This window comes from Mycobacterium sp. (assembly GCF_032162605.1).
Lineage (GTDB): Bacteria > Actinomycetota > Actinomycetes > Mycobacteriales > Mycobacteriaceae > Mycobacterium.
In genome coordinates this window covers 1-25,427 of record NZ_JAVROT010000209.1, presented here as the reverse complement: position 1 = coordinate 25,427, position 25,427 = coordinate 1, and the positions used below count along the sequence as shown (strand labels likewise).

At 67.5% G+C, this 25,427-nt stretch carries 23 protein-coding genes and 1 pseudogene; 15 read left to right on the top strand and 9 right to left on the bottom strand.

The features are described 5' to 3' along the window. Positions 1–42 precede the first annotated feature (42 nt). The 4 genes from treZ to sucT are packed head-to-tail and all read right to left on the bottom strand — an operon-like array spanning position 43 to position 8,360. Positions 43–1,773, bottom strand: coding sequence for a malto-oligosyltrehalose trehalohydrolase (gene treZ / locus QOI01_RS13105; protein WP_526381529.1), 1,731 nt, complete (start codon positions 1,771–1,773; stop codon positions 43–45). Further along, positions 1,766–4,039, bottom strand: a complete 2,274-nt coding sequence (gene treY, locus QOI01_RS13100; protein WP_526381527.1) for a malto-oligosyltrehalose synthase — start codon at positions 4,037–4,039, stop codon at positions 1,766–1,768. Before treY ends, treZ begins: the two co-directional genes overlap by 8 nt. A gap of 4 nt (positions 4,040–4,043) precedes the next feature. Next, positions 4,044–6,179: a glycogen debranching protein GlgX gene (gene glgX / locus QOI01_RS13095; RefSeq protein WP_526381525.1), complete on the bottom strand. Its 2,136-nt coding sequence runs from the start codon at positions 6,177–6,179 to the stop codon at positions 4,044–4,046. A 3-nt stretch (positions 6,180–6,182) separates the two neighbouring features. Further along, on the bottom strand, positions 6,183–8,360 hold the full coding sequence (gene sucT / locus QOI01_RS13090) for an acetyltransferase SucT (protein WP_526381523.1): 2,178 nt from the start codon (positions 8,358–8,360) through the stop codon (positions 6,183–6,185). Positions 8,361–8,470: 110 nt separating this feature from the next. Here sucT and bioA point away from each other — a divergent pair, with 110 nt between their 5' ends. The 4 genes from bioA to QOI01_RS13070 are packed head-to-tail and all read left to right on the top strand — an operon-like array spanning position 8,471 to position 12,132. Next, positions 8,471–9,763 carry an adenosylmethionine--8-amino-7-oxononanoate transaminase gene (gene bioA / locus QOI01_RS13085; RefSeq protein WP_526381521.1) on the top strand — a complete coding sequence of 431 codons (1,293 nt, stop codon included), beginning with the start codon at positions 8,471–8,473 and terminating at the stop codon, positions 9,761–9,763. 28 nt (positions 9,764–9,791) lie between these two features. Beyond that, positions 9,792–10,940, top strand: a complete 1,149-nt coding sequence (bioF, locus tag QOI01_RS13080) for an 8-amino-7-oxononanoate synthase (RefSeq protein ID WP_526381519.1) — start codon at positions 9,792–9,794, stop codon at positions 10,938–10,940. Further along, on the top strand, positions 10,937–11,611 hold the full coding sequence (gene bioD, locus QOI01_RS13075; RefSeq protein WP_526381517.1) for a dethiobiotin synthase: 675 nt from the start codon (positions 10,937–10,939) through the stop codon (positions 11,609–11,611). The genes bioF and bioD overlap by 4 nt, the downstream gene beginning before the upstream one ends. A gap of 2 nt (positions 11,612–11,613) precedes the next feature. Then, positions 11,614–12,132, top strand: coding sequence for a 2'-5' RNA ligase family protein (locus QOI01_RS13070; protein ID WP_526381515.1), 519 nt, complete (start codon positions 11,614–11,616; stop codon positions 12,130–12,132). On the opposite strand, the gene QOI01_RS13065 is transcribed toward QOI01_RS13070, so the two are convergent. Continuing rightward, a complete protein-coding gene (locus QOI01_RS13065; RefSeq protein WP_526381513.1) occupies positions 12,085–12,702 on the bottom strand; it encodes a TetR/AcrR family transcriptional regulator in 618 nt (205 codons plus the stop codon). The genes QOI01_RS13070 and QOI01_RS13065 overlap by 48 nt on opposite strands. Positions 12,703–12,775: 73 nt before the next feature. Between QOI01_RS13065 and bioB the strand changes: the two genes are divergently transcribed. From bioB to QOI01_RS13050, 3 genes are read left to right on the top strand one after another with little or no spacing between them, the layout of a single operon-like run. After that, positions 12,776–13,768 (top strand): biotin synthase BioB, encoded by a 993-nt coding sequence (gene bioB / locus QOI01_RS13060; protein ID WP_526381557.1) that lies wholly within the window; start codon positions 12,776–12,778, stop codon positions 13,766–13,768. A gap of 2 nt (positions 13,769–13,770) precedes the next feature. Next, positions 13,771–13,983 (top strand): biotin synthase auxiliary protein BsaP, encoded by a 213-nt coding sequence (gene bsaP, locus QOI01_RS13055; protein WP_526381511.1) that lies wholly within the window; start codon positions 13,771–13,773, stop codon positions 13,981–13,983. Positions 13,984–14,011: 28 nt separating this feature from the next. Continuing rightward, entirely contained in the window at positions 14,012–14,704 is a 693-nt protein-coding gene (locus tag QOI01_RS13050; RefSeq protein WP_526381509.1) for a DUF2567 domain-containing protein, read from the top strand. Here QOI01_RS13050 and QOI01_RS13045 read toward each other — a convergent pair. Next, positions 14,637–15,989: a lipase family protein gene (locus QOI01_RS13045; protein ID WP_526381507.1), complete on the bottom strand. Its 1,353-nt coding sequence runs from the start codon at positions 15,987–15,989 to the stop codon at positions 14,637–14,639. The genes QOI01_RS13050 and QOI01_RS13045 overlap by 68 nt on opposite strands. 47 nt (positions 15,990–16,036) lie before the next feature. Continuing rightward, on the bottom strand, positions 16,037–16,729 hold the full coding sequence (locus tag QOI01_RS13040; RefSeq protein ID WP_526381505.1) for an NrtR DNA-binding winged helix domain-containing protein: 693 nt from the start codon (positions 16,727–16,729) through the stop codon (positions 16,037–16,039). A 48-nt stretch (positions 16,730–16,777) separates the two neighbouring features. On the opposite strand from QOI01_RS13040, the gene nadA reads away from it, so the two are divergent. From nadA to QOI01_RS13020, 4 genes are all read left to right on the top strand, one after another. Further along, positions 16,778–17,827, top strand: coding sequence for a quinolinate synthase NadA (nadA, locus tag QOI01_RS13035; protein WP_526381503.1), 1,050 nt, complete (start codon positions 16,778–16,780; stop codon positions 17,825–17,827). Between the two features lie 68 nt (positions 17,828–17,895). After that, a complete protein-coding gene (locus tag QOI01_RS13030; RefSeq protein WP_526381555.1) occupies positions 17,896–19,458 on the top strand; it encodes an L-aspartate oxidase in 1,563 nt (520 codons plus the stop codon). After that, positions 19,455–20,321, top strand: a complete 867-nt coding sequence (gene nadC, locus QOI01_RS13025) for a carboxylating nicotinate-nucleotide diphosphorylase (protein WP_526381501.1) — start codon at positions 19,455–19,457, stop codon at positions 20,319–20,321. The genes QOI01_RS13030 and nadC overlap by 4 nt, the downstream gene beginning before the upstream one ends. Positions 20,322–20,377: 56 nt before the next feature. After that, the gene (locus QOI01_RS13020) at positions 20,378–20,893 is read left to right on the top strand and encodes a hypothetical protein (protein WP_526381499.1); all 516 of its coding nucleotides are present in this window, start codon (positions 20,378–20,380) and stop codon (positions 20,891–20,893) included. A 7-nt stretch (positions 20,894–20,900) separates the two neighbouring features. On the opposite strand, the gene QOI01_RS13015 is transcribed toward QOI01_RS13020, so the two are convergent. Together QOI01_RS13015 and QOI01_RS13010 are read right to left on the bottom strand one after the other, a co-directional pair. Next, positions 20,901–21,536: a LysE family translocator gene (locus QOI01_RS13015; protein ID WP_526381497.1), complete on the bottom strand. Its 636-nt coding sequence runs from the start codon at positions 21,534–21,536 to the stop codon at positions 20,901–20,903. Positions 21,537–21,580: 44 nt separating this feature from the next. Then, positions 21,581–22,016, bottom strand: a pseudogene (locus QOI01_RS13010) (nitroreductase family deazaflavin-dependent oxidoreductase). 68 nt (positions 22,017–22,084) lie between these two features. On the opposite strand from QOI01_RS13010, the gene hisD reads away from it, so the two are divergent. The 4 genes from hisD to QOI01_RS12990 form a co-directional block, all read left to right on the top strand. Continuing rightward, on the top strand, positions 22,085–23,434 hold the full coding sequence (hisD, locus tag QOI01_RS13005) for a histidinol dehydrogenase (protein ID WP_526381553.1): 1,350 nt from the start codon (positions 22,085–22,087) through the stop codon (positions 23,432–23,434). Continuing rightward, on the top strand, positions 23,431–24,558 hold the full coding sequence (locus QOI01_RS13000; protein WP_526381495.1) for a histidinol-phosphate transaminase: 1,128 nt from the start codon (positions 23,431–23,433) through the stop codon (positions 24,556–24,558). The genes hisD and QOI01_RS13000 overlap by 4 nt, the downstream gene beginning before the upstream one ends. After that, complete coding sequence (gene hisB, locus QOI01_RS12995) at positions 24,555–25,163, top strand: imidazoleglycerol-phosphate dehydratase HisB (protein ID WP_526381493.1); 609 nt, start codon at positions 24,555–24,557, stop codon at positions 25,161–25,163. The genes QOI01_RS13000 and hisB overlap by 4 nt, the downstream gene beginning before the upstream one ends. Further along, on the top strand, positions 25,160–25,427 hold a 268-nt coding region (locus QOI01_RS12990), incomplete at its 3' end, for an imidazole glycerol phosphate synthase subunit HisH (protein ID WP_526381491.1). The genes hisB and QOI01_RS12990, both read left to right, overlap by 4 nt.

The window sequence follows — 25,427 nt, the reverse complement described above, 5'->3', positions numbered from 1 at the left end:
CCACGGGAACAGTTGTCCACAGCCGCGCCGGCTGTGGATGGCTCAGTTGACAGATCGAAGAATTGCGAATGAATGACCTTGCAGCACGGTTGATTCGTCGACGGTCGGCTCACTCGAGGCCAGTACGACCTCGCCTACGGCGGGAACGGTCACCGGCTCCTCGTTCAAGTTGCAGGCGATGGCGAAGGACCCGCGGTACAGCACGATCCAGCGCTGATCCTCGTCGAATTCGATCGACATGTGGTCCAGCCACGGGTCGGCCAGCTCCGGCTCGTCGTGGCGCAAGGCGATCAGGCTCCGATACAGCTCGAGCAGGCGGCCGTGGTCGCCGATCTGGACCTCGTCCCACTTCAGCTTCGACCGCGAGAACGTCTCCGGGTCCTGAGGATCGGGGATCTCGTCGGCATCCCAGCCGTGCGCGGCGAACTCCGCCTTGCGGCCCTCCGCGGTGGCCCTGGCCAACTCCGGCTCGGGATGTGAGGTGAAGAACTGGAATGGGCTCGACGAGGCCCACTCCTCGCCCATGAAGAGCATCGCCGTGTAGGGCGATCCCAGGACCAGTGCAGCCTTCACGGCGAGCTGACCGAAGTCCAGGTTCTGCGAGGGACGGTCGCCGACGGCGCGGTTGCCCACCTGGTCGTGGTCTGATGTGTAGGCCAGCAGCCGGGTCGCCGGGATCGTCGCGGTGTCCAGCGGCCTGCCGTGGCGGCGATGGCGGAACGACGAATAGGTTCCCGCGTGAAAGTAGCCGTGCTTCAGGGTGTTCGAGAGCGCCTCCAGCGAGCCGAAGTCGGAGTAGTAGCCCTGCCGCTCGCCCGAAACGGCCGTGTGGATGGCGTGGTGGATGTCGTCGTCCCATTGTGCGGTCATCCCGTACCCGCCGCGCTCACGGGGGGTGATGAGCCGTGGGTCGTTGAGGTCGCTCTCGGCGATCAGTGACAACGGTCGACCCAATTGCCTGGACAGGGAATCGGTTTCGCTCGCCAGTTCCTCGAGGATGTGGATGGCGGTATGGTCGGCCAGCGCATGCACCGCATCAAGGCGCAGACCGTCGGCGTGAAAGTCCTTCATCCAGCGCAGCGCACAGTCGATGATGTACTGCCGAACTTCGTCGGCGTCGGCCCCGGCGACGTTGATGCCCTGGCCCCAGCCGGTGTTCGCCTCGATCAGGTAGGGACCGTACCTCGATAGGTAGTTGCCGGACGGGCCGAGGTGGTTGAACACCGCGTCGATCAGCACACCGAGGCCGCGGGCGTGGCACGCATCGATGAGGTGAACCAATCCGTCTGGCCCGCCATAGGACTCCTGCACGCTGTACCAGAGGACGCCGTCGTAACCCCAGCCGTGCGTACCGCTGAACGAGTTCACCGGCATCAACTCGACGAAGTCGACGCCGAGGTCGACGAGGTAGTCCAGCTTCTCGATCGCCGAGTCGAAGGTGCCTTCGCCGGTGAACGTGCCGACGTGCAGCTCGTAGATCACGCCACCCTCGATGGAGCGCCCGGCCCAGTCGGCATCGGTCCACGCCACCGTCAACGGGTCCCACAGCTGGGACCGGTCGTGCACGCCGTCGGGCTGGCGCGGCGAGCGGGGATCGGGTAGCACGGTGTCGTCCTCGTCGAGGACGAAGCCGTAGCGGCTGTCGACGTGCGCCTCGACGACCGCCCGCCACCAGCCGTCGTCGGAGCGCGTCATCGGATGCAGCGCGCCATCGACGTCGAGTCGTACCAGGTCGGGTTCGGGTGCCCAGACGGCGAAGTCGCGCTCAGCCACCAGAACGCTCCAGCAGCACGGCGGGCAATTCGGTGAACAGCGACTCGGCACCGACCCGGCCGCTGAACGTGCGGCCGGTCAGACGGTCCGTCCAGTCGCCGTCGGGAAGGGGGAGCGAGGTGTCACCCCAGCCGGTTTCGGCGAGACCGACCGTCCACCGGCGCACAGCCACCAGCACGTCGTCGCCGCGGAGGAAAGAGACGAGATGGCGGCCGGCCGTGCCCTCGGCGAGTACGGGAGCATATCCGCCGGACAGGTAGGAGTCGGGCCGCTCCGTCCTTGAATGGAGCGCGCCCGTGACGATTCGAATCTTGCCATCTGTCAACGTCTTCAACGCCTCGCGTCGCGAAGGGTAGTCGACGGGTCGGCGGTTGTCGGGGTCGACCAGGCTGTCGTCCCACAGTTCGGTGCCCTGGTAGGTGTCGGGAATGCCAGGCACAGTGAGTGACAGCAGCTTCTGCACCTGCGAGTCGCTTTGGGCGTGAACGTCCAGCCGGGCGACCAGGCTGGTCATCTCCACACCGACGGGTCCGTCGACCACGTCGTCGAGCCAGCGGTGCACGGCCCCCTCGAATTCCTCGTCGGGATCGTTCCAGCTGGTGTGCAGCGCTGCCTCTCTGATCGCCTTCTCCGCGTATGCGTGCAGCCTGGACCGCAGCTCCGTCGTCACCGTTCCGTCGACCGGCCATACCCCGAAGACGTTCTGCCAGAGGAAGAGTCCAGTGGCCGCGTCGGGAGGCGGGGTGGTGAGCATCCATTTGGCGACCAGTTCCGCCCACCGCGACGAGACCTGGGACAACACGCCAATCCGGGCGCGGACGTCCTCGCTGCGCTTGGTGTCGTGGGTAGACAGCGTCACCATCGCCGACGGCCACGACCGGGCCCGCACCGCCGCGCTGTGATGAAACTCGGCGGCGCTGACGCCGAAACGGTCCGGCTCGCCTCCGACCTCGTTCAGGGACACCAACCGGGCGTCGCGGTAGAAAAGGCAGTCCTCGACCGACTTGGCGGTCACGGCCCCGCACAGCTGTTGCAATCGCGTGGCGGGTTCGACGTGGTTCAACGCCGCGGCCACCAGCGTCAGCGGATCGGCTAAGTCCGCAGTGGCGGCGATGGTTTCGGCGATCGCGGTCGGCATGACCGCGGCCAGCCCGCGGTAGTCGGAGCGGTACACCCCGATGTGTGACAGGAGTGCGGCAATGGCCTCCGGCAGTCGCGGGTGGTCGGCGCCGACGGACGCCACGACGGATCGGCGTAGGCGGGCGAGCTCACTGGCCAGGGTGCCGGTGGCCGAGGCCACCTTCAGTCGGCCGGTCTCGAACGCGAGATGGTCCGGCTCATCGGTGGCTCCGCGCGGATCGACGAGGAGACCGCCGATCTCGCGCAGCGCGTCGTATCCGGTGGTTCCCGCCACCGGCAGGCTCGGTTCGAGGGCTTCGTCAGGGGCGAGGATCTTCTCGACGACGATCCAGGCCGCGGGGCCGGTGAGCTCGCGAAGCCATTCGAGATAGCCAGCGGGATTGGACAATCCGTCCGGGTGGTCGATGCGAAGGCCGTCGACGAGACCTTCCGAGAACCACCGCTTGACCTCGACGTGGGAGGCGTCGAACACGGCACGGTCTTCCTGCCGCAGTCCCGCAAGTGAGGTGATGGAGAAGAAGCGCCGGTAGCCGCACACATTGTGACGCCACCCGATCAGCCTGTAGTGCTGCCGTTCGTATACCTCCGCGCCCGATCCGGCGCCGGTGCCCGGCGCGATCGGCCACGTGCGGTCACCGAGTCGCAGCACGTCCCCGTCGACCGTCAGTCCATCGACGTCGTCGTCTTCTCCGAGCACCGGCAGGACGATCCGGTGCGCGGGGTCAAGATTCCAGTCGATGTCGAAGAACGACGCGTACGCGGATTCGTGGCCGTGTTGGAGCACGTCCCACCACCAGACATTCTGGCTTGGATCCTCCACGCCGACGTGGTTGGGGACGATATCAACAATGAGGCCGATGTTCCGACTATGGGCCGCCTCGGCGAGTCGCGTCAACCCGTCGGGACCACCGAGCTCCGGGGAGACCGTGGTGGGATCGGTGACGTCGTACCCGTGGGTCGACCCCCTGCCCGCGGTCAGAATCGGCGAGAGATACAGGTGCGAGACACCAAGATCCTCGAGGTAGTCAAGCTGATCCAGTGCGTTTGCGAACGTGAACGCCTGCCCGCTGTCGGGGCCGCGCATTTGCAACCGGTAGGTCGAGGTGAGGCTTCGCCGGGACGGCATCGTTTCAGGCCGTCTTGCGCAGGACGATGACCGAGCGTCCCTGTAGTGAGAACGTCTCACCCGATTTGACCACCAGATCGGTGCTGCCCGTCGGCACCGCCGTGTCGAGCGCTGCCGTCCATTCCGCGGCGTAATCGCCTTCGGCGGCCACGAATTCGACCGGATCGGACTGTGCGTTGAAGCAAAGCAAGAAGGTGTCGTCGACCACCCGCTCGCCGCGTGCATTCGGAGCGGGTATCGCGTCGCCGTTGAGGAATACGGCCACGCATTGGAAGCCCGAGTTCCAATCCTCGGGCGTCATCGGTATCCCGCCCTTGGTCAGCCAGGCGATGTCACGGACCTCTTCATCGCCACTGCGGATCAGCTTGCCGTCGAAGAATCGTCGCCGCCGGAACACCGGGTGGTCCTTGCGCAGTCCAGTCACCTTGCGCGCGAAGGTCATCAGGTCGGCGTTCGTCTCGCACAGCGTCCAGTCCATCCACGCGATCTCGGAGTCCTGGCAGTAGGTGTTGTTGTTGCCGTGCTGGGTGCGGCCGATCTCGTCACCGTGGCTGATCATCGGCGTGCCTTGGCTGACCATCAGGGTCGCCAGGATGTTGCGCATCTGTCTGGCGCGCAATTCGAGGATCTCCGGATCGTCGGTGGGGCCCTCGACACCGCAGTTCCACGATCGGTTGTGGCTCTCGCCGTCGCGGTTGTCCTCACCGTTGGCCATGTTGCGCTTCTCGTTGTAGGACACCAGGTCCGCGAGGGTGAAGCCGTCATGCGCGGTGACGAAGTTGATGCTGGCACTTGGCCTTCGGCCGGTGGCCTCGTAGAGATCGGATGAGCCCGTCAGCCGGGAGGCGAACTCGTTGAGTGTTGCGGGCTCGCCCCGCCAGTAATCGCGCACAGTATCGCGGTATTGCCCGTTCCATTCGGTCCACAAACCAGGGAAGTTCCCGACCTGGTAGCCGCCCTCGCCGATGTCCCACGGTTCGGCGATCAGCTTCACCTGGCTGATCACCGGATCCTGCTGGACCAGGTCGAAGAACGCCGAGAGTCGGTCCACCTCGTAGAACTCGCGAGCCAGCGTGGACGCCAGGTCGAAGCGGAAACCGTCGACGTGCATGTCGAGCACCCAGTACCGCAGCGAATCCATGATGAGCTGGAGCGAGTGGGGGTGTCGCACGTTGAGGCTGTTGCCCGTGCCGGTGAAGTCCTTGTAGAGCTTCAGGTCACCGTCGAGTAGCCGGTAGTAGCCGGCGTTGTCGATGCCGCGGAAGTTGACGGTCGGACCGAGGTGGTTTCCCTCGGCGGTGTGGTTGTAGACGACGTCGAGGATGACCTCGATCCCTGCGGCGTGAAAGGACCGGACCATGTTCTTGAACTCGGCGACGGCACCGCCCGCGGCCTGGTTGGCCGCGTACTGGTAGTGCGGGGCGAAGAAGCCGAAGGTGTTGTAGCCCCAGTAGTTCCGCAGACCCAGGTCGAGCAGGCGGTGATCGTGCATGAACTGGTGCACCGGCATCAGTTCGATGGCCGTCACGTTGAGGGACTTCAGGTGCTCGATGATCACCGGGTGGCACAGCCCGGCGTAGCTGCCTCGCTGATCCTCGGGGATGCCCGGATGCGTCTGGGTCATTCCCTTGACGTGCGCCTCGTAGATCACCGTCTCGTGGTAGGGCGTGTTGGGCGCCCGGTCCGAACCCCAGTTGAAGTACGGGTTGATGACGACGCTGGTCATGGTGTGGCCGAGCGAGTCCACCATGGGTGGGGTGCCGGTCGCCGTCGGATCGTCCTTCGCGACGGCCAGATCGTAGGAGTAGAGGGCCTGGGTGAAGTCGAAGTCGCCGTGAAACGACTTGCCGTACGGGTCGAGAAGCAACTTCGAGGGATCGCAGCGATGGCCTGCGTCCGGATCCCATGGCCCGGAGACGCGGAATCCGTAGCGCTGCCCCGGGGTCACGGTCGGCAGGTAGGCATGCCAGACGTAGCTGTCGACCTCGTCGAGGTTGACGCGCTCTTCGGTTCCGTCCTTGCCGATCAGGCAGAGTTCGACCTTCTCGGCAACCTCGGAGAACAACGAAAAGTTGGTGCCCGCACCGTCATAGGTGGCGCCCAGCGGGTATGAGGTACCTGGCCAGATGGCGGAGACCACGGCTCACCACCAGCCGGTGGCGGCGGCGATCTGGCGGCCCAGCTCGTTGGTCATGGTGCGCATGTAGGTAGCCGATATGTGATGAGAATCGTGGTATAGCAACACATTTCCCTCCACGGCGCGACAGTAGTCCTGGCGGCACACCGCATTACTCATGTCGAGTGGTTTCAACAGTGGGAACTGCGCGAGGTAGTCCAGGGTCGGGTTGTGGTCGGACAGGACCTCGGAGCGTTTGATGCCGCAGGAGATGGCATCGCCTCCCTCGGCAAGGCAGACGGAGGGGAAGAACGGCACACCGTCCTTCACCAGCCACGGGGTGTCGCGCATGGCAAGGACGGGGATACCCGCGTCCTCGAAGGCCTGCCAGATGCCGAGATAGAAGCTCGGCATCACGTCGCCGTCCATGATGTTCCACGGTCTCGTCGAGGTGGTGAAGACATAGGCGGGACGGTCGGCGATCAGCCGTGGCATCACCTTCTGATTCCAGTCGCGGCAGTTGGGATAGGGCCGGTTGTCGCCCATCACCAGCGGGTTCTCCTCTGTGGTGAGAGGACAGCCCATCTTGAGGTACGTGACGACCTTGAAGCCGTGCATGCGGCCGAGCAGATCAAGTGCGGTGATCCAGTGCTCGGCGTGTGACCCGCCGGCCACCGCGATTGTGCGGGTGGCCTTTTGGTCGCCATAGGTGCAGTTGATGATGTCGGTGTTGGAGAAGTCGCTGATGCAACCCTGCGTCGTGGACTCGGGGATGTCGTCCTTGGCCTCGAGCACCGTGGGGCGCATCGGGAGCTTGGGCACTCTGACGTGGTTGATGAGGGCGCGCGCACCGGGGTAGTCGCGCGACGAGAGGCCAGCCAGGTCCTTGCCGTTGGCGCGCTGAATGGTCATGTGCTCACGCCAGGTGAACGACGTGGCCGTCAGCGCGACGGCGAGCAGGGTGACGATCGACCCCAGCACGATGGTCGGCCGGCGCAGTCGGGTCCGCAGCGGGATCACCACGGCCTGCTTCGGCGCCGCGGACGCGCGCAGGCGCAGGGGTTCCTCGATGAAGTTCGTCGTCAACCAGGCCAGCACACCCGCGACGAGCAGAACGATCGCGCCCTCGACGAAGTTCGCGCGGGAGTGACCCGAGTACGCCAGCCAGAAGATCACCAGTGGCCAGTGCCAGAGGTACAGCGAGTACGCCATCGTTCCGAGAGACACGAACGGCGCCGTCGCCAGCAGCCGGCTCACCGCGGGCAGTCGACCGTCGACGGCGGCCATGTGGGGATCGGCCATCCGATTGGCGCCGCTGAGGATGAACAGGACCGTCGCACCGACCGGTACCAAAGCCCACGGCCCTGGGAACTCCTTCACTCCGTCGATGAACGCGCCGCACGAGAGGATCGCCGCAAGCGCCACCACGGCCACCGTCGAGCGCAGCCACATCGGCCACCGCACGTGCGGCACCAGGGCCCCCACCAGTGTGCCGAGAAGCAGCTCCCATCCGCGGGCGAAGCTGTTGTAGTAGGCGGTGGACTGGTCGGTGTCGTGCGCGATGATCGCGTAGACGAACGACGCGATCATCAGCACGCTCAGCAGCACGATCAGCGCGACCCTGGTGTGCGAGCGCAGACGATTGCGTAGCAGGTAGGCGAACCCGAAGACCAGTGCGAGGAACGCGATGTAGAACTGACCCTGCACCGACATCGACCAGATGTGCTGAAGCGGGCTGACGGCCTCGCCCGCGCGCAGGTAGTTCGACGCGGTGTTGGCGAGCTCCCAGTTCTGGTAGTAACCGAGACTGGCCAGGCTCTGGTCGGCGAAGGTCTCCCACCGCGTCTCGGGTTGGATGAGGATCGTGAGCACGGCCGAGGCAGCGAGCACCACGACCAGGGCGGGCAACAGCCGCCGGATCAATCGCCTCACCTCGGGTACCGGGGACAGTGACGAACCCGAGGTCAGCGCGGTGCGCAAGAGTCGACCGCCGAAGAAGAAACCCGAGAGCGCGAGGAACACGTCGACGCCGCCGGAGACCCGGCCGAACCAGATGTGGAACATGGCGACCAAGGCGATGGCGACACCGCGCAGGCCGTCGAGATCGTGCCTGTAGAAGCCGGACGTCCGGGTGCCCATCAGGGCGCGCTGAGCGGCTCCGGGTCTGGTGTCTGGCACCGCCCGAGCCGGGGAGAGGGTCAACATGGTCGTCGGACAATCTACCGAATGCCGGGGATCGTGCGCGTTTTACGGTGGGGGCTCGTCCGCACAGAGGATGGCTACGATGAGCGCTTGCGCGAAGAGAGTATGACCCGGTGCCCGCGTTGACGCCTGACCAGATCAGTGCCATCGACGCCGCCCACGTGTGGCATCCGTACAGCAGGATCTCAGCCGACTCGCTCCCAGCCGTGGTGGCGGTTGCGGCGCGCGGCACGTCGCTGACGGTCATCGATGCCGGTCGGCCGATTGAGGTGATCGACGCGATGAGCTCGTGGTGGACCGCCATCCACGGTCACGGCCACCCCGTCCTCGATGCAGCCATCACCAGGCAGCTGGCGACGCTGAACCACGTGATGTTCGGCGGCCTGACCCATGAGCCCGCCGCGCGGCTGGCCCAGTTGTTGGTCGAGATCACCCCAGACGGTCTCGACACGGTGTTCTTCAGTGACTCGGGGTCGGTGGCGGTCGAGGTCGCCGCGAAGATGGCGCTGCAGCACCAGAGGAGTCTGGGTAGGCCGGCGAAGCACCGCCTGATGACCTGGCGAGGCGGCTACCACGGCGACACGTTCACCCCCATGAGCGTCTGCGATCCCGACGGCGGCATGCACTCGATCTGGACGGACGTGCTGACGGCCCAGGTGTTCGCGCCGCAGGTGCCACGAGACTACGACCCCGCCTACAGCGCGGCGTTCGAGGAGCAACTCGCCGACCACGCGCACGAGCTGGCGGCCGTCATCGTCGAACCGGTGGTCCAGGGCGCGGGAGGAATGCGGTTCCACGATCCCAGGTACCTGGTGGATCTGCGGGAGGCCTGCACCCGCCACGACGTGCTGCTGATCTTCGACGAGATCGCCACCGGATTCGGTAGGACGGGTGAGCTGTTCGCGGCCGACCACGTCGGCGTCTGCCCGGACATCATGTGCGTGGGCAAGGCGTTGACCGGTGGATACCTCACGTTGGCGGCAACGCTGTGTACCACCGACGTCGCCGAGACCATCAGCTCCGGCGAGCCTGGGGCGCTGATGCACGGGCCGACGTTCATGGCCAACGCGCTGGCCTGTGCCGTATCGGTGGCCTCGGTCGAGTTGCTGATCGGTCAGGACTGGCAGCAGCGGGTGCGTGACATCGAGGCGGGGCTGGCGGCGGGCCTCGCCCCGGCGGCTGAGCTCCCCGGGGTGGCGGACGTCCGGGTGCTCGGCGCGATCGGGGTGATCGAGATGCGCGAGCCCGTGGACATGGGGGTGGCGACCGACGCCGCGTTGCGGCACGGGGTCTGGCTTCGCCCGTTCCGCAACCTCGTCTACGCGATGCCACCGTATGTGTGCACTCCCGACGAGGTGGCTCGGATCGGCTCGGCGATGGTCGGCGCGGCGCGTGCGCTAACCTGAACGCTGTTCAAGTTTGGGAGGAGCATCAGTGACGCGCGCAGGTCTTTCGCCGCTGGCCTGGCTCGACGAGGTCGAGCGGCACCGGCGCGCCGCTGGGCTGCGGAGGGTCCTGCGCGTGCGGCAGCCGGTGGGAGCCGAACTCGATCTGGCGTCCAACGACTACCTGGGCCTGTCGCAGCATCCCGACGTGATCGACGGCGGTGTCGAGGCGCTTCGCACCTGGGGCGCAGGATCGACGGGCTCGCGGCTGGTCACGGGCAACACCGAACTGCACGAGGCTTTCGAGACCGCACTGGCCGACTTCGTCGGCGCCGAGTCGGCGCTGGTGTTCTCGTCGGGCTACACCGCGAATCTCGGTGCGGTGGTTGCCCTCTCGGGAGCGGGCTCGCTGCTGGTGTCCGACGCGCTGACGCATGCTTCGCTGGTCGACGCCTGCCGGCTGTCCAAGTCGCGCGTCGTGGTGACACCGCACCGTGAGGTGGGCGCCGTCGAGGCCGCGCTGCAGAGTCGCGCCGAGGAACGGGCGGTGGTGGTCACCGACTCCGTGTTCAGTGCGGACGGGGTGATGGCGCCGTTGCGCTCCCTGCACGCCGTGTGCCGTCGCCACGGCGCCCTGCTGATCGTCGACGAGGCGCACGGCCTCGGGGTGCGTGGACACGGCGGACGGGGCCTAGTCCACGAGGTGGGATTGGCGGGCGCCCCCGACGTGGTCGTCACGACGACGTTGTCGAAGGCCCTCGGCAGTCAGGGCGGCGTCGTGCTCGGGCCAGCTCCGGTGCGCGCCCACCTGGTCGACGCCGCGCGGCCGTTCATCTTCGACACCGGGCTGGCGCCCGCCGCGGTCGGTGCGGCCCTTGCTGCGCTGCACGTGCTCGTCGCCGAACCGTGGCGGGCTGCCGCGGTGCTGCAGCGCGCCGCGGCCCTCGCCGAGATGTGTGCCGTGCCCGAGGTGCCGGGGTCCGCGGTGGTGTCGGTCATCCTCGGCGCACCGGAAGTGGCGCTGTCGGCGGCCACGGCGTGCCTGGACGGCGGCGTACGGGTCGGGTGCTTCCGTCCGCCGACGGTGCCCGCCGGAACGTCGCGGCTGCGGCTCACCGCGCGTGCCTCGCTGACGGATGAAGACCTCGACGTGGCCCGACGCGTCTTGACGGAGGTCCTCGCGACGGTCCGGGCGTGAGCTGCGTCGTCATCACCGGTACGGACACCGGTGTCGGCAAGACCATCGCGACCGCGGCGCTGGCGTGCCGCGCCCGCCTTGCCGGCCTTGACGTGGCGGTGTGCAAGCCCGTGCAGACGGGAGCGGCAGACGGTGACGACGACCTGGCCGAGGTGGCTCGCCTCTCCGGTGTCGACCTGCTGACATCGGGATGGCGCTATCCCGAGCCGCTCGCACCCGTCGCCGCCGCGCATCGAGCAGGGCTGGCGCTGCCGACACGCGCCGAACTCGTCGATCTGGTCACCACGGTCGACCGTCCGGGCAGGCTCGTCCTCGTCGAGGGCGCCGGCGGCCTGCTGGTCGAGATCGGTGCCGAGGGGGTGACACTGCGCGACCTGGCCTCCGACCTCGACGCCGCCGTCCTCGTCGTCGTCCGACCCGGTCTGGGCACCCTGAACCATGCCGCCCTCACGGTGGAATCGCTTGAGGCGCACGGTATTCCATGTGCAGGTCTGGTGATCGGCGCGTGGCCCGATGAGCCAGGCCACGCCGAGCTGTCGAACCGCGAGGCACTCGAACACATCGCCAGAGTCCGCGCGGTGCTGCCATGGGGCTTGGGCCGGTCGACGGCTGAGGCGTTCGCAGAGATCAGCACACGGGCATTCGCCGTCGACTGGGTGCAGAGTCTGTAGGCATGGCCCACTCCGTCGAACTGCTCTTCGACCAGCGCACCGAGGCGGTCGTCGTCCGCGACTGGACGGCCCTCGCGGAGGCCGGACTGCCCAGCCAGGGGCAGCACCAGTCACCGACCAACCGCCCGCACGTGACCCTGACCGTCGGCGAACGCATCGACCCGGCCGTCGACGCGGCGCTGTGGGAACCCGCCAAGCAGCTTCCACTGGACTGCCTCATCGGTGCGCCGATGGTCTTCGGTCGCAAGACCCTGACCTTGGCTCGCCTCGTCGTGCCTGCAGCCGGGCTGCTGCGGTTGCACGAGTCAGTCGACTCGATCTGTGCGCCGTATCTGACGCCGGCGGCGTTTCAGCACGCACGTCCCGGTCAGTGGACGCCACACGTGACGTTGAGTCGGCGGCTCGCGGCGGCCGATCTCGCAGCGGCGTTGGAGTTGATCGGTGCAGGCGGCATCGTCGGCACCTTCGCGGGCTTACGTCGATGGGATGGCGACGCCAGAGTCGACACCCTGATCGCCTGAGAATCGGTGCGCCGACATTCCGTCCACCAGCAGACCCAGCCCAAAGGCGAAGCGTCCGTTGGGGTTCGTCGCCATCACGGACTGATCGTCGGACAGCGCGCCCGCTGCGTCCCACTGGAGGCGGGACTGTTCGTCGGCGGTGAATCCGAGAACGTAGTACAGCACCGTCCTGGCGGCCAGGTCGGCGTTCGGCGCGACGATGCCAGCCTCGGTCGCGGCGATGGTCAGGCCGCGCAGGATCTCGGTGATGCGGCTGGACTTCCCAGCAGAGAAGCTGGCCGAGACGAGCTCGGCGCCGTCGGTGGCCGACAACAGGGCGTTGCGCAGCGCCGAGCAGATCGCGAGGACGCGCTCGTCCCACTGGGCGTCGGCCACCCTCGTCGTCGCAGGCTCGAGGATCCGGTCGGCGACCGCTCCCAGAAGCTCCTGCTTGTCGGCGAAGTGCCAGTAGAGCGCCCCGGGAGTGACGTTGAGTTCGCGGGCGAGTCGCCGCATCGTCAAGTCGGCGATTCCGTAATCGTCGAGGAGCGCAGTGGCCTTCTCGACCACATCGTGTCGGTGCAGTTGCACCCCTGTAGCCTAAACACCGTTCAAGTTCTCAGTGTAGGAGGAGTGCGGAGTGGCGCAGCAGGCCCTAGAAGTCGTGGATGTGTTGGGTCTGGCCCGGCAGCAGGTGCTCGAGCGCGGCGAAGGGCTCGACCAGAGCCAGATCCTGCAGGTGCTGCAGCTGCCCGACGATCAGCTCGAGGACCTGCTGGCACTCGCCCACGAGGTCCGGATGAAGTGGTGCGGCCCCGAGGTCGAGGTCGAGGGCATCATCAGCCTCAAGACCGGCGGCTGCCCGGAGGACTGCCACTTCTGCTCCCAGTCGGGGCTCTTCGCGTCGCCGGTCCGCAGCGCCTGGCTCGACATTCCCAGCCTGGTGGAGGCGGCCAAGCAGACCGCCAAGTCCGGTGCCACCGAGTTCTGCATCGTCGCGGCCGTGCGTGGTCCCGACGAACGGCTACTGGCGCAGGTCGCGGCTGGCATCGAGGCCATCCGAAACGAGGTCGACATCCAGATCGCCTGCTCGCTGGGCATGCTCACCCAGGAGCAGGTCGACCGCTTGGCGGCGATGGGTGTGCACCGCTACAACCACAACCTCGAGACCGCGCGGTCGTTCTTCACCAACGTCGTGACGACACACACCTGGGAAGAGCGCTGGGGCACCCTGGAGATGGTGCGCGACGCCGGGATGGAGGTCTGCTGCGGCGGAATCCTGGGCATGGGCGAGACGCTGGAACAGCGTGCCGAGTTCGCTGCCAACCTCGCGGAGCTCAACCCACACGAGGTGCCGCTGAACTTCCTCAACCCGCGTCCTGGCACGCCGTTCGGCGACCTGGAGGTGCTGCCCGCAACGGAGGCGCTGAAGGCCGTCGCCGCGTTCCGGCTCGCGTTGCCGCGCACGATGCTCCGGTTCGCCGGCGGACGCGAGATCACCCTCGGTGACCTCGGCGCCAAGCAGGGGATCCTCGGCGGTGTCAATGCGGTCATCGTCGGCAACTACCTGACCACGCTTGGAAGGCCGGCTGAGGCTGATCTCGAGCTGCTCGACGATCTGCAGATGCCGATCAAGGCGCTGAACGCCTCCATCTAGCAATGCCGACGAAGTTCAACGTCTACACGGGCGAAGCCGAGGGCATGTCCGGTCCCACGGCCGTTCCCGCGGCCGCCCGACTCGGCCTCGAGCCTCCCCGGTTCTGCGCCGACTGCGGACGGAGGATGATCGTTCAGGTGCGCCCCGACGGATGGTCGGCGAAGTGCTCGCGACATGGCGAGCTGGACTCCAAGGATCTGGATGAGTGGCGATGAGCGCTTGCGCGAAGAGCAGAATGTACCGATGAGCGCACCCGACTTTCGGCCTGATCACGTTGAGCCGCCCCGCCTTTCGCATCTCGGGGCAGCCGCGCGGGTCGTTCTGGGTCTCGCGCTACTCGGTGTGGTCGTCGGCGCGGCGTGGGCGTGGCTGGCACCGCCGATCCAGATCGTTCTTGCACTCACCAAGGGCGGCGACCGCGTCCGCGGATACGTCGGCGACGAGTCCGACCTCGTCTTCCTCGGCGCGTTCGTGATGACGGGTCTGCTCTTCGTGCTTGCCGTATCCGCTGCCGTGGCCGCGTGGCAGTGGCGGCCCCATCGGGGTCCGCTCCTGATTGGCGCCCTGTCGATCGGCGCGCTCGCGTCGGCAGGCGCCGCCGCGGGCGTCGGCGCCGCCCTGGCACGCTGGCGTTACGGAGCCGTTGACCTGGCGGCGGCGCCGATCTCGCCGGAGCATCGCGTCGTCTACACGCACGAAGCGCCCGCGGTGTTCTTCGGCCACACTCCGCTGCAGATCGCTGCCTCGGTCGTCTTCCCCGCCGGCGTCGCCGCGCTCGTGTATGCGATCTGCGCGTTGTCGACCAAGCGTGACGACCTCGGCGCGTGGCCACCCATCGAGGTGGCCTACGCGGTGGCTCCAGTCGGGCCTATCGATCCAGTTCCGACAGCGGCAGGCGATCCACCCGCCGACCCGTCATCACCTTCGCCGAGATGAGCCCCAACCGGAGCATGCCCCGGTAGGTCGACGGGTTCAACAGCGTCGGCCACTTGGTGCGCGCCCGATTGGTCGTGGGCGGCCGTCCCGCGAACCGGTCACGCAACCAGCGCAGCGTCATGGGCGCGGAAAGTGGATGCAGCAGCAGGTGCTCGCAGAGCATGTCGCGGTGGTAGGTGACGTCGGTACCACCCGCCGAGTACGCGTCCGCGAGTTCGTCGATGTCCCCGACCGAGATCAGCTCGTCGTGCACCGCTTGGACGATGAGGACTGGGATGCTCGGTGCAGCGGTACCGAGCTTGATGCTGTCGAAGACGTGCTGAACCTCTGGCGTCCGGAGAATGTTCTCCAGTGGCTCGTCGACCAGGTTGCCCATGTCCTTGCGGATCAGCTTGAGTACGGCGTGCGCGGTCGTCATCCGTTGGATGTCGGCCAGCATCGCCTTGCCCTCGGCGGTGACGTGCTCGTTGATGACGCGATCCAGTTCCGGATAGACGTGCGACAGCGCCGCGACGACCATCGCAGGCAGCCCGGAGAAGAAGGTGCCGTTGAGCCTGCGGAACGTGTGCCCGAGGTCGCCTACGGGGGAACCGAGCACGGCGCCAACGAGCTTGAGTTCCGGCGCGTAGTCCGCGTACACCTCTGTCGCCCATGCGGTGGCGAGGCCGCCGCCGGAATAGCCCCAGAGTCCAATGGGAGCGTCGGTCGAGAGGTTGAGCGCGTCGTGGTTCAGCACCGCGCGCAGGCCGTCGAGAATGTGGTACCCGGGCTCGTACGGTGCCCCCCAAATACCTTGGGGCCCTTCATGGTCGGGGATCGACACGGCCCAGCCCTCGGCCAGTGCCGCGGACACCAGTAGGAACTCGAACTGCGCCAGTGCTCCAACGGCCTTGGCCCCGCGCCGGAGCGCGTAGGACGGGAAGCAACGTCCGGCGACCGCATCGATCGCGCACTGGTAGGACAGGATCGGACCCTTGCTGCCGACAGGCCGGTCGGCGGGCACCACGACGGTGGTGACGGCGGCCATCGGGAGACCGTTCAGATCGGTGGATCGGTACAACAGCTGGGTGGCCGTCAGCTTCTGGGGCACCATACCGAGGAAGGCGAGCTCGACGTCGCGGGATCGCAGCACGGTGCCCGGCCTGGCATGTTCGAAACCCGGGGGTGGGACGTGGAACGGGTCGACGTCGGGCAGTACTGGGCGTGTCCTGCGGCGCAGCTCCTCGTGGGGTGCTCGTCCTATCCACTCGGCACCGGTTGAGGCGGTTGCACTGCCAGAGTTCATCCCGCCATTCTCTCTTAAGGAATCCTTAAACCCAATTAGGGGTCCCGTTAAGTCGGGGGGCGTAGAGCGGCGAACTCGTCGGTGACGCGGTACTGAGCTTCGGTGAAGCGGTAGAGCGCGGCGGGCCTGCCACCGCTACGGCCGGACTTGGCGGTGGTGCCGGTGGGTGTGATCACCCCGCGGCGGGCCAGCACGCGCTGCAGGTTGGTGGCGTCCACCTCGTACCCGAGCGCAGCGTCGTACACGTCCTTCAGTGTCGACAGGGCGAATTCCCTTGGTGCCAAAGCGAATCCAATATTGGTGTAGGAGAGTTTGGCGATCAGCCTGGTGTGGGCGTGGGTGATCATCGGCCGATGGTCGAACGCCATCGGCGGCAGCGCGCCCACCGGATGCCAGCGGGTGTCGGGTGGTAACGCGGGGGTTGCGGGGGAGGGCACCAGACCGAGGAATGTCGACGCGATGGTGCGCGGGCCGGGGACGCGGTGCGGGTTGGAGAACACCTCGAGCTGTTCGAGGTGAGTCAGTTCCCGCAGGTCGACCTTCTCGGCAAGTTGGCGTCTGACTGAACTCGTCATGTCCTCGTCGTGACGCAGGCGACCGCCGGGCAGTGACCAGGCGCCGCGTTGCGGATCCATGGCGCGCTCCCATAGCAGGACGCTGAGCTGCGGGTTCGGGGTTGAGAGCTGCCGAACTTGAAAGACGACGGCTAGCACTTCGTGGGCAGTGCTAATATTGGACATGTTTTCGATCATAAGTCGAAAACCCCGTCCGGATCAAAGGAGACGGCCATGACGGTATTGGACCTGACCACGGAGTCACGTGGCGGCTGGGCCGCGCAGATCACGAACGGCCCCGGCGGCTACGGCGGCGTGATCGGGGACGACGAGTGGGCAGCAGAGGTGCGGCGGCTCGCCGACCTGCGCGGCGCCACGCTGCTGGCGCACAACTACCAACTGCCTGCGATCCAGGACGTGGCCGATCACGTCGGCGACTCACTGGCGCTGTCGCGGATCGCGGCCGAGGCATCCGAGGACACCATCGTGTTCTGCGGGGTGCACTTCATGGCCGAGACCGCCAAGATTCTCAGCCCGTCGAAGACCGTGCTGATCCCCGACCAGCGGGCGGGCTGCTCGCTGGCCGATTCGATTACCGCCGACGATCTGCGCGCGTGGAAGGACGAGTTCCCCGACGCCGTCGTGGTGTCCTACGTCAACACCACGGCTGCCGTGAAGGCCCTCACGGACATCTGCTGCACGTCGTCCAACGCCGTGGAGGTCGTTGCCTCCATTCCCGAGGACCGCGAGGTGCTGTTCTGCCCCGACCAGTTCCTCGGCGCGCACGTCAGGCGCATCACCGGCCGCAAGAATCTGCACATCTGGGCGGGTGAGTGCCACGTGCACGCCGGCATCAACGGTGACGAACTCGCCGCGCAGGCCAAAGCCCATCCCGATGCGGACCTGTTCGTTCACCCGGAGTGCGGCTGCGCGACGTCCGCGCTGTACCTGGCCGGCGAGGGGGCATTCCCCGACGATCGCGTGAAGATCCTCTCGACCGGCGGCATGTTGGCCGCTGCCAGGCAGACCCGCGCCCGTCAGGTGCTGGTTGCCACCGAGGTCGGCATGCTGCACCAGTTGCGTCGCGCCGCACCCGAAGTCGACTTCCGTGCCGTCAACGACCGGGCATCCTGCAGGTACATGAAGATGATCACCCCGGCGGCCCTGCTGCGCTGTCTCGTCGAGGGCGCTGACGAGGTGCACGTCGACGAAGACACCGCTCGACTGGCGCGCGCCAGCGTTCAGCGCATGATCGAGATCGGGCAGCCCGGCGGCGGGGAATGAGCAGCTCCAGTCCGGAGGACAGGAGCAAGGCGACCCGGGATGGGTCGGGTTGCGGCGGCTCAGGTCCTCTGGCTGGCTACTGGCAGCAGCGCGCCGACGTCGTCGTCATCGGCACGGGTGTCGCCGGGTTGGCCGCGGCGCTGGCGGCGCACCGCCGTGGCGGGCGGGTGGTCTTGCTCAGCAAGGCGAGTGAGACCGCGACGTTCTACGCCCAGGGTGGAATCGCCGTCGTGGTGCCGCGGACCGACGACTCCATCGAGGCGCACGTCGCAGACACGTTGGCCGCGGGCGGCGGTCTGTGCGATCCGGGGGCGGTGACGTCGATCGTCGCCGACGGGTACGCCGCCGTGGCCGAACTGGTCGACTACGGTGCTCGGTTCGACGAGTCGGGGCCTGGCCGATGGTCACTGACCCGCGAGGGCGGCCATTCCCGACGTCGGATCATCCACGCCGGCGGAGACGCGACCGGGGCCGAGGTGCAACGGGCTCTCGACCACGCTGCCGCCACTCTCGACATCAGACGCAATCACGTTGCGCTGCAGGTGCTTCAGGACTCGGGCGGCATCACGGGTGTGCTGGTCCGCAGCGACGAAGGGCTGGGAGTCATCCATGCCGCGTCGGTGATTCTGGCGACGGGGGGCCTCGGTCACCTGTTCTCGGCGACGACCAACCCCGAGGGTTCGACGGGCGACGGAATCGCCCTGGCACTGTGGGCGGGCCTGCCGGTCAGCGACCTCGAGTTCATCCAGTTCCATCCGACGATGCTGTACGACGGCCACGCGGGTGGGCGACGGCCACTGATCACCGAGGCGCTCCGCGGTGAGGGTGCGATCCTCGTCGATGCGCGCGGCGACTCCGTGACCACCGGCATCCATCCGATGGGTGACCTCGCCCCGCGCGACGTGGTGGCCGCGGCCATCGACGCGCGGCTGGCCCTGACGGGCGACTCCTGCGTCTATCTCGATGCGCGCAGCGTCGCCGACTTCGCGCGGCGGTTCCCCACCGTGAACGCGGCGTGCTTGGCGGCAGGGGTGGACGCCACCCGGCAGCTGATCCCGGTGGTGCCCGGTGCCCACTACAGCTGCGGCGGTGTCGTGACCGACGTGTACGGACGTACCGAACTCGCAGGCCTGTTCGCCGCGGGCGAGGTGGCGCGCACCGGGATGCACGGCGCCAACCGGCTGGCGTCCAACTCCCTTCTTGAGGGACTCGTGGTCGGACACCGGGCGGGCGCTCTCGCTGCCGAGTATGCGGCGGCGTCGGACCCGAGGCGCGCGTCCCCCGACTTGGAACCAAGGGTGGCACTGCCGCGGGCAGAGCTGCAGCGGGGCACGACTCGTCACGCCTCCGTGGTCCGCGACTACGTCGGATTGCTCACCCTCACTGAGCTATTGAGCACTGCGCGGGCTCGCAACCTGGCCAGTCGCGCCGACTTCGAGGACGCCGCGTTGACGGTGACGGCTGCTGCGGTGGCGGCCGCGGCGCTCGACCGTGTCGAGTCTCGTGGTTGCCACCACCGCTCCGACCACCCCGACCTGGATCCGGCCCGCGCGGTGAGTGGCGCCGTCAGGTTCGACGCCGCGACCGGCCGGGTTGCCGTCGCCCGCCCGGTCGACGTGTGCAGCTCATGACGCTGAACGACGACGAGCTTGCCGAGGCGCGGGCTATCATCTCGCGCGGGTTGTCCGAGGACCTGCGCTACGGCCCGGACGTGACCTCGCTGGCGACGGTTCCCGCCGATGCCACCACCAAGGCGTCGATGGTGAGCAGACAGGCGGGCGTCGCAGCGGGCGTCGACATCGCGTTGCTGGTGCTCGACGAGGTCATCGGCGTGGGGGAGTACGGCGTCGTCGACCGCATCGACGACGGCACCCGGTTGGAGCCGGGAGACCCGCTGCTGGTGCTCGAAGCGCCCACGCTGGGCCTGCTGACCGCCGAACGCACCATGCTGAATCTGGTCTGCCACCTGTCCGGCATCGCCAGCACCACCGCGGCGTGGGTCGAGGCGGTGGCAGGCACGGATGCCAAGATCCGCGACACCCGCAAGACCCTGCCTGGACTTCGCGTCCTGCAGAAGTACGCCGTGCGCGTCGGTGGCGGGGTCAATCACCGGATGGGCCTTGGGGATGCGGCGCTGATCAAGGACAACCACGTCGCCGCCGCGGGTTCGGTGGTCGCCGCGTTGCGCGCCGTTCGCGCGGTCGCACCCGACGTGCCCGTCGAGGTCGAGGTCGACTCGCTGGAGCAGCTCGACGCCATCCTGGGTGAGGACCTCGGCGCGACGCCGCTGATCCTGTTGGACAACTTCCCGGTCTGGATGACGCAGATGGCCGTCCAGCGACGGGTTGCCCGCGCCAAGGAGGTGAAGCTCGAGTCGTCGGGCAGCTTGTCGCTGGAGAACGCCGCGGCGTATGCCGGGACCGGTGTCGACTACCTCGCCGTCGGAGCGTTGACCCACTCGGTGCGGATACTCGACGTCGGCCTCGACCTCTGAGGATCCTTCGGGTTTCGCGCACCCGATCTCGCTTTGCCGGCGGTTAGGATCGCGCCATGTCGACCGATGCGTTCACTAGCCCTCCGTCCGTAGAGCCGCTACGGCGCGGGAGCGGGCTGGCGATCACGGCTCTGGTCCTCGCGCTCGCCGCTCTGGGTCTGGCTTCGTGGACTGCCCTTCGTCCAGCACCGAAGCCGTCGGCCGGCGTGTTCAGCGCCGCCCAGCAGTCCGAGGCGAAGGTGGCCGCATGTGGCGCAGCGAATCTCGTGCGTAGGGGTGTTTCGTTGAACACCAACCTGCAGAGTCCCGGCGGCGACGGTGACGTCACGGGCTCACTCGCGGTGGCTGCCAACGCGCGGCTCTCGCTGTCAGAAGGTGGCCACTATTTGCTTCATCGTCTCGACGACGCCACCCCCGCCGAGCTCTCCGATGCCGTGCAGAAGTTTGCCAACACGCTGATGGACATCGGCGCTGCCGCCACCGCGGGCGCGCAGAACACCGATCCGGATCAGGCGGCCAGGCTGCAGGCCGCCGGCACGGAGAACGCCAGGGTCGCCGAACTCTGCAGATGACAAACGATCACGTGGCAGCAGCGCGACGCACCAGCGAGAGCACCAGGGCGGCCGTGGCGAACAACCCGGAGAAGACTCTGTTGAGTGCGGTCTCCTGACGAGGCGTGTGCAGCCACTCGACGAGTCGCACCGCCAGACCGGTGTACAGGCCCATCACGACCAGGTCGACGGCGACCATCGTCGCGCCGATCGCCAGGTACTGAGGAAGCAGCGGCGCCGTCGGCACCACGAACTGCGGTAGCACGGCGAGGAAGAACACCAGCCCCTTCGGGTTCGTCGTGTTGATGAGAAAGCCGCGGACGACGAGCGACAGCCGACCGCCGTCGACGGACTTCCCGACCTGCTCGCGCAGATCGGTCGTGACCGAACGCCATTGCCGCACCGCGAGATATGCGAGATAGGCGACGCCGATCCACTTGATCACGTTGAACGCCACGATCGAACTGGCGACGGCCGCACCCAGCCCGACGGCCACCAGCGTCAGTTGCAGCATCAGGCCGGTCTCGAGCCCCAGGATGCTCCAGTAGCCGCGACGCACGCCGTGTGTCAGGCCGACGGCCATCGACTGGATCGCTCCCACGCCGGGCGACACCGCGATGAGGATCGCCGCACCGATGAATGCCAGCCAGACGTCGAAGGCCATGACCCACAGTCTCGCAGGCGGTCGGAGGTCAGCTCAAACGAGTTTTACGCGACATCCGCGACGAAGGTGCCCTGACGCTTCGCGAGCATCCGGGGGATTCGCGGAAGCGTCGGGTCGACCGTGCCCGCCGGCAGCACCCGGGGGTTCACCAGGTGCAGATCCTTGCGGCCGACGTGAATGTCGGCCTCACCCGCCGCGAGGACGTTCTTGACCCAGTTGGTCTTGCCGTGGATCAGCCCGATCGCCAGCACGCTGCCGTTGCGGTAGGCGGTGACGATGGTCTCGTAGTCCTTGCCCGAAGTCCTTGCCCGACGTGCGGCCGCGGTGCTTGATCACCGCGAAGCCCGGCATCCGCTTCGACAACGGCCGGAGTAGCGGATAGACGTACTTGATCTGAAACCGCTCCAACCAAACCGGCATGAGCATGGGCACGCCAGGCGAGTGGTTGGGGTGGTCTTCCCTCGAGTTTGACGCTGACATGATGGCTCCCGAATTCTGATTTGTGCTGCTCTGGGACAATAGACGGCGTGAATGCCTCGGCTCCGAACATGTCCCGCATCGACCTGCGGGGCGAGCAGCTCTCGACAGCCGAGCTGCGTGCCGTGCTGCCGCGCGGTGGGGTCGACGTCGACGCGGTGGTGCCGAAGGTACGGCCGATCGTCGATGCCGTCATCGAGCGGGGCGCGGCGGCTGCCCTCGAGTATGGGGAGGCCTTCGACGGGGTTAGGCCCACGACGGTTCTGGTGCCTCAGGCACAGCTGGAAAAGGCACTCGCCGAGCTGGACGCCGATGTGCGCGTCGCCCTCGAGGTCGCCATCGAACGAACGCGCGCCGTGCACGCCGACCAGCGGCGCATCGACACCACGACGACGCTGGCGCCAGGAGCTACGGTCACCGAACGCTGGGTGCCGGTCGAGCGGGTGGGCCTCTACGTTCCCGGCGGCAACGCCGTCTACCCGTCCAGCGTCGTGATGAACGTCGTCCCCGCGCAGACTGCGGGCGTGGAGTCGCTGGTCGTCGCGAGCCCACCGCAGGCCGAATTCGGCGGACTTCCCCATCCCACGATCCTGGCTGCCGCCCGCATGTTGGGGGTCGACGAGGTGTGGGCGGTCGGCGGGGCGCAGGCCGTCGCGCTGCTCGCCCACGGCGGTAGCGACACCGACGGCGCCGAACTGGCGCCGGTCGACATGATCACCGGCCCAGGGAACATCTACGTGACCGCCGCCAAACGGATCTGCCGGTCGGCGGTGGGCATCGACGCGGAGGCCGGCCCGACGGAGATCGCCATCCTCGCCGACCACTCCGCCGACCCGGTCCACATCGCCGCCGACCTCATCAGCCAGGCCGAGCACGACGAGATGGCGGCCTCCGTTCTCGTCACCACTAGCACCGAGTTGGCCGACGCAACGGATGCCGAACTCACGACACAGCTCGAGTCCACCGTGCATCGCGAACGCGTCACCGCGGCCCTCACCGGACGACAATCCGCCATCGTGCTCGTCGACGACGTCGACGCCGGCCTTCGAACGGTCAACGCATACGCCGCCGAACACCTCGAGATACAGACGCTCGACGCCTCCGCCGTCGCGGGCCGGGTGCGATCTGCCGGAGCGATATTCGTCGGTCCCTGGTCCCCGGTGAGCCTGGGTGACTACTGCGCAGGCTCCAACCACGTGCTGCCCACCGCGGGATGCGCCAGACACTCCAGTGGACTGTCGGTGCAGACCTTCCTGCGCGGCATCCACGTCGTCGATTACACGGAGGCGGCGCTGAAGGACGTGTCGGGATACGTCATCACCTTGGCGCAGGCCGAGAACCTGCCCGCGCACGGGGAGGCCGTCCGACGGAGGTTCGGCGGGCCGGAGCGCAGCGACTCGGGGATGCGGCCAGTGAAATGAGCAAGATCACCCTGGACGACCTTCCCCTGCGGGACAACCTGCGCGGCAAGTCGCCGTACGGCGCGCCTCAGCTAGCGGTTCCGGTGCGGCTCAACACGAATGAGAATCCGCACCCGCCGACCCAGGCACTGGTCGAAGACGTCGCAGCGTCGGTGCGGGACGCGGCGGCCGAGCTGCACCGCTATCCCGACCGCGACGCGATCGCGCTGCGGGCCGACCTCGCGTCCTACCTCAGCTCGCAGACCGGCGTCGCACTGAGCACCGAGAATCTCTGGGCGGCCAACGGCTCCAACGAGATTCTGCAACAGTTGCTCCAGGCGTTCGGCGGTCCCGGCCGCAGCGCCATCGGGTTCGTCCCCTCGTATTCGATGCATCCCATCATCTCCGACGGGACACAGACCGATTGGCTCGAGGCGAAGCGAGCCGATGACTTCGGACTCGACGTGGCCGTGGCCGTTGCCGCCATCACCGACCGGCGACCCGACGTCGTCTTCCTGGCCAGCCCGAACAACCCGTCGGGCCAGAGCGTCCCGCTCGAGGACCTGCGCAGGCTGCTGGATGTCGCGCCGGGCATCGTGATCGTCGACGAGGCGTACGGCGAATTCTCGTCGGAGCCCAGTGCGGTGCGACTTCTGGCCGACCATCCGACGAAGCTCATCGTCACCCGCACGATGAGCAAGGCGTTCGCGTTCGCGGGCGGTCGCCTCGGTTACCTCGCCGCGGATCCCGCCGTCATCGATGCGCTGCTGCTCGTCCGTCTGCCCTACCACCTGTCCGTGCTCACTCAGGCTGCCGCGCGCGCCGCCCTGCGACACGCTGACGACACCCTCGGCAGCGTCGCCAGGCTGATCGCCGAACGCAACCGGGTGTCGGAAGCCTTGGCGAACATGGGGTTCCGCGTGATTCCCAGCGACGCGAACTTCGTGCTGTTCGGCGAGTTCGCCGACGCGCCCGCGGCATGGCAGCGCTACCTCGACGCCGGCGTGCTCATCCGCGATGTCGGCATCCCTGGCTTCCTGCGCGCCACCACCGGCCTCGTCGACGAGAACGACGTGCTGCTCGACACGAGCGCACGCATTTCCGAAACCGAACTCGTCCAGCAGAGCCTCCGAGGAGCATCGTGACCCGTCGCGCACGCGTCGAACGCAGGACCAAGGAATCCGACATCGTCGTCGAGATCGACCTCGATGGCACCGGTCAGACCGACATCAGCACCGGTGTACCGTTCTTCGACCACATGCTGACGTCCCTCGGTAGCCACGCCAGGTTCGACCTGACCGTGCATGCCAAGGGTGATGTCGAGATCGAGGGCCACCACACGGTGGAGGACACCGCCATCGTGCTCGGACAAGCCCTCGGCGAGGCACTCGGCGACAAGAAGGGCATCCGCCGGTTCGGCGACGCGTTCATCCCCATGGACGAGACGCTGGCGCACGCCGCCGTCGACGTGTCGGGCAGGCCATACTTCGTCCACTGCGGCGAACCGGACTTCATGGTGCACTTCACGATTGCGGGTACGAGCGCGCCGTACCACACGGTGATCAACCGGCACGTCTTCGAGTCGCTCGCCTACAACGCGCGCATCGCCCTGCACGTGCGCACCCTCTACGGCCGCGATCCGCACCACATCACCGAGGCCCAGTTCAAGGCCGTGGCTCGGGCGCTGCGCCAAGCCGTCGAGCCGGATCCGCGAGTATCCGGCGTGCCGTCGACGAAGGGCAGTTTGTGACGACGAAAGTCGTTGTCCTCGACTATGGTTCGGGCAACCTCCGGTCGGCCCAGCGTGCGCTCGAGCGTGTCGGCGCCGACGTCGAGGTGACTGCCGATCCCGCCGCCGCCTCGGCAGCGGACGGTCTGGTGGTCCCCGGGGTCGGCGCATACGAAGCGTGCATGACGGGGCTTCGCGCAGTGAACGGCGACAAGATCGTCGCGGAGCGGTTGGCGAAGGGCCACCCGGTGCTCGGTATCTGCGTCGGCATGCAGATCCTGTTCG